Origin of the sequence: Flavobacterium cheongpyeongense, from assembly GCF_003202435.1 — a bacterium.
GTDB classification, from domain to species: Bacteria; Bacteroidota; Bacteroidia; order Flavobacteriales; family Flavobacteriaceae; genus Flavobacterium; species Flavobacterium cheongpyeongense.
This window is the reverse complement of sequence record NZ_QJHK01000003.1, coordinates 177,467-193,649: the sequence shown is the minus strand read 5'-3', so window position 1 is coordinate 193,649 and position 16,183 is coordinate 177,467. Positions and strand designations below refer to the sequence as shown.

Sequence of the window (16,183 nt, the reverse complement as noted above, 5' to 3'; positions counted from 1 at the left end):
TATGAGGAGAGTTCTTAAGAATGAAGATTCAGAAATTATAAAAACTAATTTGGGTTACATCGAAGGCAATTCAAATAATAATTTAAAAATTTCGAAGATTTTATATAAAGAGCAAAAAGGGTTTTGCGCTTATACAGAAGAATATTTAGGAAGAGCTGATGCAAGAGACATTGAACATTTTGATCCAACTTTAAAAGGAACAAAAGATGATTCCTATTCAAATTGGTTTTTAGTCAAACATCAATGGAATAAAGAAAAATCAACAAAATGGGAAGACTTTCAACCTGTTTTACATCCTACAAATGATAATTTTGATGATAGAATAGTTTATGATGATGGCGATTATCATGTTTCTGATTTAGATGATCAGGAAGCTATTAATTTAGTAAAACTTTTAAAACTCGACGATATCATTTTAGCAGACGAAAGGAAGAAATATATTAAAAGAAAAGCCAAAGAACTTTCAATATATGGTGAATCAGCAGAAGTCTTTTTTAAAGTCTTAATTGATGACGATATTAAACAAATATCTTATTTGAGAGCAATTGATCAAGAATTTGATATTGACATCAGAAGTCTCCTTCCTGATTTAGAATAAAACATATTAAAATTAGGTCTCAAAACAACCTGAAACTTTAAACCTGAAACAAAACAAACAAAATGAGCAAAGTAGCCATCATAATGGGAAGCATCTCAGACATGCCAGTCATGCAGGATGCCATTGACATATTAAAACAATTTAATGTAGAAGTTGAAGTAGATATTGTTTCGGCACACAGAACGCCGGAAAAATTATTCGATTTCAGTAAAAATGCACATAACCGCGGGATTTCGGTAATTATTGCCGGAGCGGGGGGTGCGGCACATTTACCAGGAATGGTGGCTTCTATGTCCCCGCTTCCAGTAATTGGAGTTCCGGTAAAATCAAGCAATTCGATTGACGGCTGGGATTCGGTTTTATCAATTCTGCAAATGCCGGGTGGAGTTCCAGTTGCGACTGTCGCACTAAATGGTGCAAAAAATGCCGGAATTTTAGCAGCACAAATTATCGGAAGCCATGACAAAAAAGTTTTGGATACGATTATTGCTTACAAAGAAGAGTTGAAAGCTGCGGTTAATAAAGCGGCTGAAGGTTTGAAGAAGTAATTTCACAGAGAGACACAAAAGTTACACAGAGAGACACAAAGATTTTTGTGCGTCTTTGTGTTTTTTTCTTTGTGAAACTTTGTGAAATAAACTTAACGAATCATTATTATTCTTTTTTGAAAGAAAAACTTAACTTTGAGAAAAAAGCAAAATGAACATTCAAACTTCTAAAATAGAATTGGCTAAAATTGTTTTAGACATTGATAATCCTGATTTGATTCAGGAAATTGTTGATTTTATTCAATCCAAAGAAAATCTTTCGGAAGAACAGAAAACTAAGATTAACGAAGCTATTTATTCTTTAGAAAACAATGAAGGGATTGATCATGATGTGGTAATGGAAGAAACCAGAAATCGCTATTCAAAATACTTTAAATAATGAATGTAATCTGGGCTCCAAAAGCTAAAAAAGACTTTTGGAACAATATCGATTATCTGGAAGCTGAATGGTCTGAAAAAGTTGCTTTTAATTTCATTGAAAAAGCAAATACCATAATTACTCTTTTACAAAATGACAATGTTTTATTTATTAAAACGAATTACAAAAGCGTCTATAAAATTGTCATTACAAAACACATTTCACTTTTTTACCGTATCGAAAACAACAATCTGGAATTACTTCGTTTTTGGAATAATTTTCAAAATCTGGAGAAATTCAAACTATGATTTCTAATTAAATTATATTTTAAAATGAGCGTATTAACACAATACTTCAACACCAAACATAATACTGCGCCTTTTTCGCAAATTAAAATCGAAGATTATTTTCCGGCTTTTCAGGAAGGAATTGCTTTGGCGAAAGCCGAAATTGATAGCATCGTAAATAATCAGGAAGCACCAACTTTTGAGAATACTATTCTGGCAATGGAATTTTCGGGTGAGATTCTGGATCGTCTTTCGAGTATTTTCTTCAATTTGAATTCGGCGGAAACGAATGACGAAATGCAGAAAATTGCTCAGGAAGTTTCGCCTTTATTAGCTGAATTCGGAAATGATATTACACTAAATGCGGAATTATTCGCCAAAATAAAAGCAGTTTACAATCAAAAGGAAAGTCTGAACCTCAACCCGGAACAAACTACGCTTTTAGACAAAAAATACAAAAGTTTCTCCAGAAACGGAGCTAATCTTGCCGAAGATAAAAAAGACCGCTTACGCGAAATAGACAAAGAATTATCGAAATTGAGTTTGCAGTTTGGCGAAAATGTTTTGGCAGAAACCAACAACTTCGAATTGCATTTAACGGATGAGAAAGATTTATCAGGTTTACCAGAAGGCACAATCGAAGCTGCTAGATTATTAGCCAAAAATCAGGAAAAAGAAGGCTGGATTTTTACTTTAGACTATCCAAGTTATGTTCCGTTTTTGACTTATGCCGACAATCGTGAACTGCGTAAAAAAATGGCAATTGCTTTTGGCGCAAAAGGTTTCCAAAAGAACGAATTCAACAATGAGGAAAATGTTCTGAAAATTGCCAAACTTCGTCATGAAAGAGCCAATTTATTAGGGTATAAAACACATGCTCATTTTGTTTTGGAAGAAAGAATGGCCGAAAGTCCAGAGAAAGTTTTTTCTTTTTTAAATGATTTATTGGCAAAAGCAAAACCTGCCGCTCAAAAAGAATTTGCTGAATTAACTGCTTTTGCGAAAGAACTAGACGGAATCGAACAATTAGAAAAATGGGACGGCGCATATTATTCTGAAAAATTAAAACAACAGCTTTTCAATTTGGATGATGAAAAACTAAAACCGTATTTTCAGTTAGAAAAAGTTTTAGAAGGTGCTTTTACCGTTGCCAAAAAATTATATGGTTTAACATTTACCGAAGTTTTTGATATCGATAAATACCACGAAGAAGTTACCACTTATGAAGTAAGAGATGCTGACAACAATTTGGTTTCGATTTTCTATGCTGATTTCTTCCCTAGAAAAGGAAAAAGAAACGGTGCGTGGATGACTTCATTCAAATCGCAATATGTAAAAGACGGCGTAAACGAAAGACCGCATATTTCGAACGTTTGTAACTTTACAAAACCAACCGAAACAAAACCTTCGTTATTAACTTTTAACGAAGTAACCACTTTATTCCACGAATTCGGGCACGGATTACACGGAATGCTGGCTAACACAACATATCCGAGTTTATCAGGAACTTCTGTCTTCTGGGACTTTGTAGAATTACCAAGTCAGATTATGGAAAACTGGTGTTATGAGCCGGAAGCTTTGGCTTTGTTTGCGAATCATTACGAAACGGGTGAAATTATTCCGATTGAATATGTTCAGAAAATTAAGGAAAGTGCCAGTTTTCAGGAAGGAATAGCGACATTGCGTCAGTTGAGTTTTGGATTGCTGGACATGGCATGGCACGGACAGGATCCAATCAATATTACCGATTTAAAAGCTTTTGAAACAGACCAATTTGCGAACACACAATTGTATCCGGATGTAAAAGAAAATGCGATGAGTACGGCGTTTTCGCATATTTTTCAGGGAGGTTATTCATCCGGATATTACAGCTACAAATGGGCTGAAGTATTGGATGCTGATGCTTTTGAATATTTTCAGGAAGAAGGCATTTTCAACACAGAAGTTGCAACAAAATTTAAAGACAATGTCCTTTCAAAAGGAGGAACAGAACATCCGATGACTTTATACAAACGTTTCAGAGGTCAGGAACCAAAACCGGAAGCTTTGTTGAAGAGAGCGGGATTATTATAGATTTGTTAGATCGTTAGACTTCTTAGATTATTAGATATTTTAAAACCGAGGTAGGAATACTTCGGTTTTCTTAGAAAACAAATCTTTCTATACTTTTGACAAAACAAGAATTAGAATGGACATCAAGGCGATAAAAAAATACATCAAAACATATAGCAATCCCAATTCAAGAAGTAATTCCAATTATGTATATCCCATAGTTACTGAATACTCTCCTGGCAAGTTTGAATTGGAATGCGAAGGCAGCTATGGCGAAGCTTACATCATAGAAATCGACATTGAAGACAATAATATAAATACCTCTTGCTCTTGTCCCTACAAAAAAACATATTCTGGTATTTGCAAACACGTAATTGCCTCTTTGCAGCTAATCATTGAAGATTATAGTCATGTGGTACCAGCAATAGCTCCGAAACAGGACAAAACATATACTCTTTTCGAAGAAATACCTGTTGCAACAACAAACAAAACTGAAAAACTCAAAGGCAACCAAGTCAAACTAACCGACGGAATTATTACCGAAAAAACTATTACTAATTTGACGGCTGCTCCCAGATACCGTGGCTACAATTATGATGATTACAAAATCACAGCAGTATCCCAAACCGAAGTAAACACTCAAACTACGGGTTGGCACTCTTCTAAACAAATATTTAAGTACAATCCCGAAACCGAAGTTTTAGAATTTGAATGTACATGTACCAAAGCAAAAAAACCATGTGAGCATACTGGTAAAGCATTACAAGAAATAGAAATGATTTTTGGAGAAAATTTCTTCGCTAAAAACTATATCGCAGAAAAAATAAAAGAATCAATTGCGAAATATGGCTTCACAACGGAGGATGATTACAATAGCATTTTTAGTTTTAAAATCACAACCAAAGGATTTGAAGTCAAACCAAAAGCCAAAAATATTACTACCGACTCCAGAGACTACTCCAAAATATTCAAGACCAAAGAAGTAGAAACTACCATAAATTTACCTTTTTCAGAAAATAAAGATAACGATTTTGGTTTAGGAGTCTATTTTGAGTTTGAGAGAAAAAAATTCCAAGAACTAATTCTTTTTCAAGCCAAATATAATAAAACCAAAACCGATTTTTCTTCCTCGATTACACGAATAAACACCTACAATTTTGAAGATGCTTTGACAATATATAGTTCAGAGGAAGAGCAAAGTTTGATTGTAAAAACGATGCAAATCAATACTGCATTGTCCAAATACAAAACTACCAAAGACGTAAATTATTTAAAAAAAGCCATAGATGCCAGTCAAAAACTTTTGGACGTTTTTCAGAGCAATTTTAGTTATACTTATGAAGGTAGTAAAAACTTAGTTTGCAAAAACTTAACCCGCTGTATCTATGACAACAAAAAGATAAAGTTATTTTTTACAATAAGTGAAACGGCCTATTTTTATACCCTAAAAGCTAAAGTTTCGCTAGACGAAAAAAACTATAATTTAGATGCCTCTGCCATACAAATATCGCCTTTATTCATTTTTGTAGATGAGGTAATTGTACCTATTAATGATGCTAAACTTTCGCTATATCTCAACCATTTTAGCGATTATGCAGAGATTAATTATCTAAAAAAAGACACACCTGATTTTTTTGAAAAGATCATACAGCCCTTATCTGAAAAATTTGAAATTCAATCGGCTATTTTCAAAAAAAGCAAAGCCGAAATCGAGGAAACAACTCTCGAAAAACATGTTTATATTACCGATTTTGAAGGCCAATATATCGTTTTTAAACCTGCAGTTCAATACCCAAATAGATTGATTCCCGTTTTTTCGAATGAAATGCTTTTCGAAGAATCAAAGAATGACACAGCCAAAAAATCCATTTTATTTCAAAAAAGAAATCAATCTTTTGAGGATAATTTCATAGAAGAATTTAGAGGTTTACATCCCGCATTTGCGGAACAGGACGAGTTCTTTTTTCTCACGCCACAACAACTAATGGAAAACTATTGGATGCTGCACGCTACCGATAGAATGCACCAACAGGAAATGAAAGTTTTTGGGGCCAAGAATTTGAAATCATTCAAATTCAACATCAACAAACCCGTTATTAAAATTGGTTTAAAATCAGATATTGACTGGTTCGATTTAGAAATTGACATTAGTTTTGGTGATCAAAAAGTGGGTTTAAAAGAACTGCAAAAAGCATTTTTAAAACGAAGCAATTATGTAGCGCTTGGAGATGGAACGCTAGGAATTCTGCCCGAAGAATGGATGAAGAAATTCTCCAACTATTTTAAAGTAGGAGAAATCAAGAAAGATGGTATCAAACTTTCAAATTATCAGTTTGGAATCATCGACGAATTGTTTGAAGAAATGGAGAAAAAACCTCCGTTTCTGATCGAATTGTTAGAAAAAAAGAAGCGTTTACAGAACATTTCTAACATAGAAGAAGTTCCGATTCCAAAAGGTATCAAAGCCAAATTAAGAGATTATCAGCACCACGGGTTAAATTGGCTTACCTTTTTGGACAAAAACCAATTGGGTGGTTGCTTGGCAGATGATATGGGATTAGGAAAAACATTGCAAGCCATCACATTTTTGCAATATTTGAAAGAGAAAGACAAAAAATGTCTGCCATCATTAATTATTGCACCCACTTCTTTGATTTTTAATTGGAAAAACGAAATTGCTAAATTTTGCCCATCACTAAAAATGCTGGCTTTTGTAGGTTCTAATCGAATGGAAAACAAAGACGATTTCTCTAAATATGATCTAATTATTTCTACTTATGGCTCATTATTGAATGATGTGGAATTTATGAAAGACTTCAAATTTAATTATATTATTCTGGACGAAAGCCAGGCTATTAAAAACCCAAATTCCAAACGATACAAAGCCGTTCGTTTATTGAATTCGTATAATCGACTAGTACTGACCGGTACGCCAATCGAAAACAACACCTTCGATTTATATGCTCAGATGAACTTTATCAATCCGGGATTATTGGGTAATATGACTCATTTTAAAACCGAATTTTCAGATGCGATTGACAAAGAAAAAAATCACGAAGCCTCGCATTTATTAAGTAAAATGATTGCTCCTTTCTTACTCCGAAGAACCAAAGAGCAAGTGGCAAAAGAACTTCCGGAGAAAACCGAAAGTATTATTTATTGTGAAATGGGCAACGAACAGCGAAAGGTTTATGATAGTTTTAAAAACAAATACCGTGATTACCTCATCAATAAAATAGACGAAAACGGAGTCGAAAATGCCCAAATGTATATTTTGGAAGGATTGACTAAATTGAGACAAATATGCAATTCGCCTGCCTTAATTTCGGACGAGGAAGATTATGGAAATCAATCTGTTAAAATGGATTTATTACTTGAAAATATCAAAGAAAAAACAGGAAATCATAAAATATTAGTTTTTTCGCAATTTGTAAAAATGCTTCAACTCATTAAAACACGATTAGACGAAGAACAAATTTATTACGAATATCTCGACGGTCAAACGACCAATAGGGAAGAAAAAGTAAATAACTTTCAGAATAATACTGATGTTCGGGTATTTTTAATTAGCCTAAAAGCCGGAGGAACCGGACTTAATTTAACCGAAGCCGATTATGTTTTCCTGGTAGATCCGTGGTGGAATCCTGCTGTCGAAAACCAAGCCATTGACCGCTGTTACCGTATTGGACAAAAGCAAAAAGTAATAGCATACCGAATGATTTGCAAAGACACTATCGAGGAAAAAATAGCGTTGCTACAAGGTAAAAAGAAAGCTGTTGCCACGAGTATTATCACTGTCGATGAGGAGAAAAAATCGTTTGATGTGGATCAGGTAAAGTCGTTTTTCTCTTAGAGCCTGTTTAAATTTTTATTATACTTTTAAAAGCAGAAACCGAAGCCGCAATACTTCAGTTTTTAAATTGAAACTATAAAGTAAATTTCACTTACATTCATAGCATTTTCTTTTAAACTTTAATCTTACAAAAAATATCATTTTGAAAAAATATTTAAAAATAACTCTTTATCTCACATTTTTTGGGTTGATTGCGATTCTTTCAGTAAATTATTATGTAACGTCGACAACCAAAAAAAATATTTATAATTCACTTCGAAGGTTTCCTAAAAATGATGTCGGAATTATTTTCGGTGCCGGAATTAAAGGAGACCAGCCGAGTAAATATTTAAAAGACAGACTTGATGCCGGGATCTTATTGTACAAATCAAAACGAATCAATAAAATTTTGCTTTCGGGAGATAACGGCAGTGAAGAATATGATGAACTAACGGTAATGAAAAATTACTGTTTTAGACACGGAGTTGATACAACTAAAATATTCATTGATTATGCCGGCTTTGATACTTACTCGACAATGTATCGTGCCCAACATATTTTCAAAATCAGAAAAGCGACTTTAATATCTCAGAAATATCATTTAAACAGGGCAATTTACATCGGACAGGGACTTGGTATAAAATGTGCAGGTTACTCTGCAAATTCAGGCGAATATAAAGGTTATAAGTATGTTTGTTTTAGGGAATATCTTTCAACTTTCAAATCCTTTTTTGATATTTTACAAAATCGTGAACCCCGTTTTTTAGGAAACCCTATCCCTATTAATGGCACTTCAAATTATTCTAAAGAGGATAAACGATAAAAAAGCACCGGAATAAAATAAAAATACTTTGGTGCTTTTTTGTTTTATTCAAAACGGTTTTATTCTTTATCATAAACTCGTTTGTTACTTTTCCAACAGTTAACTTTTTTTGTAGAACCAAAATAACTTTCAATTATTTTTGAAAGTTTAAAAACTTTTACTTACATTTGAAGTATGGAATTCAAAGAAGCAAAAAATAAGTTTGTACAAACCTGGGGAGCATTAGGTTCTCAATGGGGCATTAATAAAACCATGGCACAGATTCATGCTTTATTAATGGTTTCGAACGAAGCTGTTTCGATGGAAGACATTATGGACGAATTACAGATTTCGCGTGGCAATGCAAGCATGAACTTAAGAGCTTTAATGGATTGGGGAATTGTCTATAAAGAATACAAAGCCGGAGAAAGAAGGGAATTTTTTACTGCCGAAAAAGATTTGGATGAATTAGCAGTTAAAATTTCAAGAGAAAGAAGCAAAAGAGAAATCAAACCTGCTCTTAAAATCTTAAAAGAAGTTTCGACTATTGAGGTAAAAGATTCTGCTGAGGAAAAACACTTTGTAGACCAGACTTCTAAATTGTATGATTTTGTTTTGAAAGCCGATAATATGCTGGACAAAATGACTGAATTCAATGAAAACTGGTTGGGGAAACTGGTTATGAAAATCATGAAATAAAAAAATTTAACTCAAACTTTCATTTTTTTCTGAAAGTTTAAAATAATCAATAATTATGAAAATTTTAAACTGCATAAACATTTTTTTAGTTGGAATTTCAATTATCCTTATTGCTTTAGGTTTTATAACAAAAGAAAGCAGTGGAAATTTAATTGGTCATGGGTTAATGTTTACACCAATAATTGGTTTGTTTCAAGTTGTTTCAGGTGTATCACTTTTATTTTTCGACCCCAAAGACAACATGCTAAAATGGTATTTATCTGGTGTATGCTTATTTTTCTTTTGTTGGATATGCAACTCAAATATTATCTATATGCCTATTTTGGAATTTACTCAATTTGCCCTTCCTCCAATATTGGCAATATATTTTTCTGTATTAATTTATAAAAAAGCTAATATATGAACCTCAACATCATCGCCTACGCCATTTACCTCAGCATTACAATATTTATTATCCTGAGAGTTGGAAAAATCTGCTACAAAAACGGCAATATTTATGTCGCAGAACTGATTCCAAATCATGCTGACATCTGTCAAAAAATCAATCAGGTTTTGCTTTTGGGCTATTACCTTTTAAATATTGGTTATTGTGCCATGACATTGATTTCCTGGCAAAAAATAATATCGCTTACGCAATTAACTGAAATCATCTGTTCGAAAGCGGCTGTTATTATTTTTATTATATCAGTATTGCATTATCTCAATATTATAATTATAACAAAGTACATTCATAAACTCATTAAATAACAACTAAAATCAAATATCATGGAAACTACAAAAATTTTAATCGGTTACAGTATTTATTTACCAATAGCTTTGTTCCTTACTTACTATGTTTCTAAAACACTTTTTAAAAACGGAAAAATATTTATGCTGGACATTTTTAAAGGCCGTGAAGACATTGCCCAGGCTACAAATAAACTTTTTGAAACCGGATTTTACCTTTTAAATATTGGTTTTGCACTCATGATTCTTCAAATGAATATTAGCGAAAACAGCTATCAGGAATTGATTGAAAAATTAAGCTACAAGATTGGCGGATTTTCTATCTATCTTGGCTTTATGTTATTCTTTAATTTGTATTTCTTCTTTAGAGGAAAAAGAAAAGCTAAAGAAGCTCAGGAAGAAAGATTGGTTTTTAAAGCATAAATAAGACTCCTAAGCCTGGCAGGTTTTAAAAGCTTGTCAGGTTTGATAAATCCAAAATTTAATAAGATGACACATCAGGAAATACTCAAAAAAGTAGAATGGAAAGATTTAAAAAGTCTAAGCTTTAAAGAAATGCTGATCGAAAATAACCTGACAATTCCATGGTTTGTAATTTCTATGGTGCTGTCTTATTTTGGATATTACTTATTAGCCTTACCATTTTCAGCTTTTTTCTTTTTAACCGCATTGAGACAAGTTCATAACGGATTTCATAATTCGTTGGGTACAAATAAATTCTTAACATGGTTTACACTTTATTCAAACAGTATTTTATTAATGGTTTCAATCCATGCCGTTAAATTTAATCACATCAGACATCACAAATATTGTTTATCAGATGAAGATTACGAAGGTAAATCAGCACGAATGACTTGGTACGGAGCCATTTTATATGGTCCTGTCCATATGTTTCTAATCCATAAAATTACCTTACAGCTCGGAAACAAAAATTATATTAAAAATGTAGTTTTAGAGCTACTATCAATTGCAATAGTAACATTCTTTATTTTTAATTTCAATGTTCATTTCTTGATTTATCACATCTTAATTATGGTCTTCGCCGAATTTTTAATGGCCTTTTTCGCTGTTTGGACTGTACATCATGACACAGAAGAATCTCCTGAATACGCCAGAACACAAAGAAAAGATTGGAAAAACAAAATTACATTTAGCATGTTTTACCATTTAGAACATCATTTATTCCCCGCTGTTCCTACTATCAAACTGCCTGAGTTAGCCAGAAGAATTGACAATGTATTCCCTGATATTGAAAAAAAACAGACTTTTTAAAACATCATGAAAAAACTCATAATCGCAGCCGGAACCGGTTTTTTAGGACAGGTTTTAGTAAATCATTTCAAAGATAAATTTGATGAAATTGTAATTCTGACAAGAGGAAAATCTCAAACAATTGACAAAATTAAATATGTAAACTGGAATGCCAGAACTTTTTCCGTCTGGGAAAATGAATTAGAAAATGCAACGGTTTTAATTAATCTCGCAGGAAAATCGGTGGATTGCCGTTATACCAAAGAAAATAAAAAAGAAATTTTATTATCCCGAATTGAAAGCACCAGAATTTTAAACAAGGCGGTTTTAAATTGCAAAAATCCGCCGAAACACTGGCTGAATTCATCAACGGCAACAATCTACCGTTTTTCGTTAGACAAAGAAATGGATGAAAGAGACGGTGAAATCGGAAATGATTTTTCTATCAATGTGGCGCTTTCCTGGGAAAAAGCATTCTTCAAAACCGAAACGCCAAATACTTTAAAAACCGCTTTGCGAACTTCAATAGTATTAGGAAAAAATGGCGGTGCTTTTATTCCGTTGAAGAATTTGGCAAAGTTGGGTTTCGGAGGAAAACAAGGAAAAGGAAATCAATTTGTAAGCTGGGTTCACGAAGAAGATTTTGCAAGAGCAGTTGCTTTTATTATTGAAAAAGAAATGACCGGCGTTGTAAATGTAGTTTCACCAAAGCCAATTCGGAATGCTGATTTTATGCAGAAGCTTCGAAAAGCGATTGGTTTTCCATTCGGAATTCCTGTAAACACATTTTTACTAAAAATTGGTTCATTCATCATTCGAACAGAAGGTGAATTGGTTTTAAAAAGCAGAAATGTGATTCCGAAAAGACTTTTGGAAAATGGGTTTGAATTTAAGTTTAGAACTATTGAAACGGCTATTCAAAATTTATTGCGCTAATGACAACCATAAACCTCACAACAAAAATAAACGCATCAAAAAAAGCTGTTTTTGATGTTTCAAGAAATATCGACATTCATCAACAATCTGCCAGTAAGTCAAATGAAAAAGCAATTGCAGGCATAACTTCAGGATTGATAAATTTAAACGAAACCGTAACCTGGCGCGGAAAGCATTTTGGTTTCTATCTCACTCATAAAAGCCGAATTACAGCAATGGATTTTTATGACTATTTTGTGGATGAGATGGAAAAAGGAAAATTTAAAACCTTCAGGCACGAGCATTTTTTTGAAGAAAAAAACGGAGTCACCATAATGACAGATCAACTGCAATATGAAACTCCGTTTAGCATTATCGGAAAATTATTCGATGCTTTATTTTTAAAAAAACATCTGATTGGTTTTCTAATAGTAAGAAATAAAATGCTCAAAAAAACAGCAGAAAACCAGTAGACCAATTTTAAAATACTTATTTTAATCAATAGGAACTTTAAATTTTCCCCCAAAAAAATAGTAGTCCATCATTGATTATTTTGGTAAAGCACGAATACATTCTTAAGGCTTCAGAATACTGTTGCCTGTATTAACAATTTCTTTATTTAAAAATAGGATAAACATAATCGCTAAAAATAAAAAATGTTATGAAATAAGAAATTTGATCCACCAAACAGACATTCCTTTGCATAAAAATAAAAGTCCTTTTTGAAACTTTTATCTTCTGTCCCATAAAACTGGTGTTTTAGTAGTATTGGGATCTATATATAAATCAGCTGCTGTAACTAACAAAACCTCAACTTCCATAAAACGTTCATTATAATTTAATAGCCGTTTTAATGCTGCACATTTTTCCTGAAGAAAATCCAGCCTTTGGTTTTTGGATACATTTTGTACAATTAACATCCGAACGATTTCCTTAAAATTTTCATCAGTAGACAATTGAATCTGAAAAGTTGTGGATCCATTTGTAAGCGAAATGAATTCATCTACATCATAGTGTTGTTCTCCTATTATAAAAGATTTTGTCTCTCTGGATTTTAACTCCAAAAAAGATTTTCCCTGTATATTAACCCATCGTCCCAAATCGCCAATTGCGTATCTAAAAACAGGAAATCTTTTGCGAAAAGTATTCGTTACGGCAATGGTGCCATATCCGTTTGTATCCGGATTCAAAATTTCGACTATAATTCCGTTAATTACTGAAAATAATGATGGCTTTTCAGAAAAATTTGACCATGCCCAAATTCCTGTTTCGGCTGAACCATACATTGAATAAATTTGTTTAAAACCGAATGATTTCTGCAGAAACTGTTCGATATTAGGTCGTAGAAATTCGCCTGCGTAAAACAAATTTTGTATCTGCAGTTTTTTGTTATTTTCTTCTAAAAACTGAGCAAAACACAACAATTTTGAAGGAGTCCCTAGTATAAAATCTGGTTGAAAGTAACGAGCAGCCTGCTCCATATCCTGATAACCTGCATGTGCGCTCAATGCTAATGTAGTAGCTTGACATTTTTCTAAAATATCATCCATAATAGCGGCTGTTCGGTACATGTCTGAATAGCCAAAAATATTTAAAGCAACTGTTTTAGGAGTAAAAAAATTGTTGGCACTCAAATCGGCAGCCATGGCAAAGCGTTGATTTTGATTTTCTTGTATGTCTACCGGAAAGACCAAAGGGCTTTGAGTACTTCCGCCAGAGCGTACCAAATAAACTCCCGTCTTTTCTTCGTGAAGCTTAAACTTTGTTTTTAAAATTGGCATTAATTCTTTTTTGCTCAACATTGGAGCGTCTGCAGCAGAATCATATCCTTTATAAAATTCACTATACAAAGGATTATTTTTGGCTAATAGAAAATAATCTTGTAATACTGGGTTCTGTGTTTTTGTAGCAATACAGGCTGAATGCATAGTTGGTCGTTTTATTTATTTCCTTTTTTTGAAATAATAATAGTTTTTGATTAAAAGAGGAGCGTGATGTAAGACGAACAACGCTTTTTGCCGCCAGGACGGTAACCGCTCCATGGCATGTTCTAACCATCGTTGCGACAGCATTCCCATTAAATATTGATCGTACTGATTTGAACTTTTCTCATACCGCTTTATCGAAACCGGAATTTCAATTTCTTTCCAGTTTGTATAACTAATTCGGGACAGACTTCCTTCAATTTCTCTTACTTCGATGCATGCTTTATTTAGCAATCCTACAAGAGTTTCTTTTTTCATATTTTTGAGCACACGGTACCAAAAATCAATCCCTTCATTTAACGCAACATTCTCATTGTAGCGAATGTCATCTAAATATTTTTTTCGTATGACGACATTACTCCCTACACCCATTATAAAATCTGGTGCGCTGATCGTATGTAGCGCATTGGGTATTAGATACAATTGGTCAGACAGTAAAATCAATTCGTTTGCAAAAGATTTGATATTGGGTAAATAATAATTAGAGGGAAGCAATAAAATCCCTATTATTAAAACATCTATATTTTTTTGCTCCATAATCGACCCCGCTTCCCTTAAACTAGAAGGTGTGTAACAATCATCGGCATCCAAAAAACTGATTAGCTCTCCCGTGGCTTTTTCGATCCCTAAATTTCTTGCATTTCCCGGACCTTTATTTTTATTTAATTCAATAATTTGGATCTCGGTTTGCAAAAACTGGGGTGCAAAAAAAGATACTGAATCTTTGAGATAAACCAAGCTTTTATCTGTACTGGCATCATCTACAATTATAATTTGTGATGGTTTTTTTTCCTGAAATGCCAGTGAGCGTATGGTGTCATAAATGTAGTTTTCTTTGTTGTAAAGGGGTATAACAACTGTATGTTTCATATTTTTCTACTCTAATAATGGATAAATTAAGGCTCTCTCCTCATGCACATTCACCACCGATTCATCTGAACCACGGAACGCCCCTGTTCCATACATTTTATCCTCTTTGCACAACAACATCCCTACCAGATGAATCTGGCGATGGTTTTCGATATCAGTAAATTCTTTTTGGTCGACAAAGTGCTGAACAACATATTTGCTCCAGTTTTCCCGTATAATGACTTCCCACTGCTCCTCTGTACAATCATTTTTAACATACGCACCAATACCTCTCCCGCCACTATTCAATTTCAAAATTAAATTCTCTTTACCGTTTATAAAGGGATCACAACCCGCAGGATCTTGAATAACAAAACTGGGAATAAGGTATTTTTTTAAGAAAGAATATTCCTCCTCGCTCAGGTAATCGCTCATTATCTGAGCATCATACATTACAGCTAGAACCCGTTTATCATGAATTAAAATTAAAGTCCGGATATCATTAAAATAAGTATTTTCTTCTATTAATTTATCGAGTACCTCCGGGTTTATTTTTTTTAATTCTTCCCGATCCATTTCTAGAATAAATTGCGAAACTGGAGCTCCATTGGCAATAATCGAATTATTTGAAACGGTTAAATCCTGAGGTTTCACAGAAATTAATTCGATTCCCAGCTTTGCTAATTCCCTTTTAAGATAAAAAATCTCTGTTCCTTTTTCATCATCATGAACCACAGCTACTTTTTTATGAGGAGCGAATTGATGGTACAAATCGTCAACAATGTTCTTTAAATTTTTATCTGAATTAGTCGCTATAGCTTCATCTAAATTTATCTGATCACTCATTAATTTTAAATAATAACTAATCATCCAGCCGTTTAGCGGATATCGTGCGCCAATTTCACAAATTTTTGCCTGATCATTGATGTCATATAAAAAATCAGGGCGATAAAAACCCTGATTGTATTGTTTGTGACTGGTTTTTTTTAATAAAGCTTCTAAGTCTTTATCCAATTGATAATAGTTTCGAATTCTATCATCCTCAAGATAATTGAGAACAATTGCATTGCAGGCTTTATTTAAAATAGAACACAAGCGATTCATTTTCTGGCAGTAATCTGAAGATAATAACACCGAAGAGTTGGCAAAAGAACTTCTACTTAACCCGCTAGCCTCTTGAAAATATTTAGAAAACAGCTCATTCCAATTTTTCTGGTTTTCAGCCTGGTTTTGCTGCAACCGAATCTTTGGAATCATGAGTTGAGATTTCGCTTCTTTCTT

The 16,183-nt window shown here is 33.2% G+C and carries 17 protein-coding genes; 14 read left to right on the top strand and 3 right to left on the bottom strand.

The window, feature by feature from the left end:
- The first annotated feature begins 1 nt into the window (after nt 1).
- From DMB65_RS04930 to DMB65_RS04865, 14 genes are all read left to right on the top strand, one after another.
- Complete coding sequence (locus DMB65_RS04930; RefSeq protein ID WP_110305565.1) at nt 2–598, top strand: HNH endonuclease domain-containing protein; 597 nt, start codon at nt 2–4, stop codon at nt 596–598.
- A gap of 62 nt (nt 599–660) precedes the next feature.
- A complete protein-coding gene (gene purE, locus DMB65_RS04925; RefSeq protein WP_110305564.1) occupies nt 661–1,146 on the top strand; it encodes a 5-(carboxyamino)imidazole ribonucleotide mutase in 486 nt (161 codons plus the stop codon).
- 151 nt (nt 1,147–1,297) lie between these two features.
- Entirely contained in the window at nt 1,298–1,525 is a 228-nt protein-coding gene (locus DMB65_RS04920) for a hypothetical protein (RefSeq protein ID WP_110305563.1), read from the top strand.
- The gene (locus DMB65_RS04915; RefSeq protein WP_110305562.1) at nt 1,525–1,812 is read left to right on the top strand and encodes a type II toxin-antitoxin system RelE/ParE family toxin; all 288 of its coding nucleotides are present in this window, start codon (nt 1,525–1,527) and stop codon (nt 1,810–1,812) included. The genes DMB65_RS04920 and DMB65_RS04915 overlap by 1 nt, the downstream gene beginning before the upstream one ends.
- A gap of 24 nt (nt 1,813–1,836) precedes the next feature.
- Nucleotides 1,837–3,864 carry a M3 family metallopeptidase gene (locus tag DMB65_RS04910; protein ID WP_110305561.1) on the top strand — a complete coding sequence of 676 codons (2,028 nt, stop codon included), beginning with the start codon at nt 1,837–1,839 and terminating at the stop codon, nt 3,862–3,864.
- 115 nt (nt 3,865–3,979) lie between these two features.
- On the top strand, nt 3,980–7,696 hold the full coding sequence (locus DMB65_RS04905; RefSeq protein ID WP_110305560.1) for a DEAD/DEAH box helicase: 3,717 nt from the start codon (nt 3,980–3,982) through the stop codon (nt 7,694–7,696).
- Nucleotides 7,697–7,838: 142 nt separating this feature from the next.
- The gene (locus tag DMB65_RS04900; protein WP_110305559.1) at nt 7,839–8,498 is read left to right on the top strand and encodes a SanA/YdcF family protein; all 660 of its coding nucleotides are present in this window, start codon (nt 7,839–7,841) and stop codon (nt 8,496–8,498) included.
- 174 nt (nt 8,499–8,672) lie between these two features.
- The gene (locus DMB65_RS04895) at nt 8,673–9,176 is read left to right on the top strand and encodes a GbsR/MarR family transcriptional regulator (RefSeq protein WP_110305558.1); all 504 of its coding nucleotides are present in this window, start codon (nt 8,673–8,675) and stop codon (nt 9,174–9,176) included.
- Between the two features lie 55 nt (nt 9,177–9,231).
- Nucleotides 9,232–9,579: a hypothetical protein gene (locus DMB65_RS04890; protein ID WP_110305557.1), complete on the top strand. Its 348-nt coding sequence runs from the start codon at nt 9,232–9,234 to the stop codon at nt 9,577–9,579.
- Nucleotides 9,576–9,923 (top strand): hypothetical protein, encoded by a 348-nt coding sequence (locus DMB65_RS04885; protein ID WP_110305556.1) that lies wholly within the window; start codon nt 9,576–9,578, stop codon nt 9,921–9,923. Before DMB65_RS04890 ends, DMB65_RS04885 begins: the two co-directional genes overlap by 4 nt.
- An 18-nt stretch (nt 9,924–9,941) precedes the next feature.
- Nucleotides 9,942–10,325 (top strand): hypothetical protein, encoded by a 384-nt coding sequence (locus tag DMB65_RS04880; protein WP_110305555.1) that lies wholly within the window; start codon nt 9,942–9,944, stop codon nt 10,323–10,325.
- Nucleotides 10,326–10,391: 66 nt separating this feature from the next.
- Nucleotides 10,392–11,174, top strand: a complete 783-nt coding sequence (locus DMB65_RS04875) for a fatty acid desaturase family protein (protein ID WP_110305554.1) — start codon at nt 10,392–10,394, stop codon at nt 11,172–11,174.
- 6 nt (nt 11,175–11,180) lie between these two features.
- The gene (locus tag DMB65_RS04870; RefSeq protein ID WP_110305553.1) at nt 11,181–12,089 is read left to right on the top strand and encodes a TIGR01777 family oxidoreductase; all 909 of its coding nucleotides are present in this window, start codon (nt 11,181–11,183) and stop codon (nt 12,087–12,089) included.
- Nucleotides 12,089–12,541 carry an SRPBCC family protein gene (locus tag DMB65_RS04865; RefSeq protein WP_110305552.1) on the top strand — a complete coding sequence of 151 codons (453 nt, stop codon included), beginning with the start codon at nt 12,089–12,091 and terminating at the stop codon, nt 12,539–12,541. Before DMB65_RS04870 ends, DMB65_RS04865 begins: the two co-directional genes overlap by 1 nt.
- Nucleotides 12,542–12,799: 258 nt before the next feature.
- Here the strand turns inward: DMB65_RS04865 and DMB65_RS04860 are convergent, their stop codons facing one another.
- Genes DMB65_RS04860 through DMB65_RS04850 form a run of 3 tightly spaced genes read right to left on the bottom strand, consistent with a single transcriptional unit; the run spans nt 12,800 to nt 16,159 of the window.
- Nucleotides 12,800–13,996: a phenylacetate--CoA ligase family protein gene (locus DMB65_RS04860; protein ID WP_110305551.1), complete on the bottom strand. Its 1,197-nt coding sequence runs from the start codon at nt 13,994–13,996 to the stop codon at nt 12,800–12,802.
- Nucleotides 13,997–14,011: 15 nt separating this feature from the next.
- Nucleotides 14,012–14,923 (bottom strand): glycosyltransferase family 2 protein, encoded by a 912-nt coding sequence (locus DMB65_RS04855; protein WP_110305550.1) that lies wholly within the window; start codon nt 14,921–14,923, stop codon nt 14,012–14,014.
- Between the two features lie 6 nt (nt 14,924–14,929).
- The gene (locus DMB65_RS04850) at nt 14,930–16,159 is read right to left on the bottom strand and encodes an ATP-grasp domain-containing protein (protein ID WP_123955269.1); all 1,230 of its coding nucleotides are present in this window, start codon (nt 16,157–16,159) and stop codon (nt 14,930–14,932) included.
- Nucleotides 16,160–16,183: the final 24 nt, after the last annotated feature.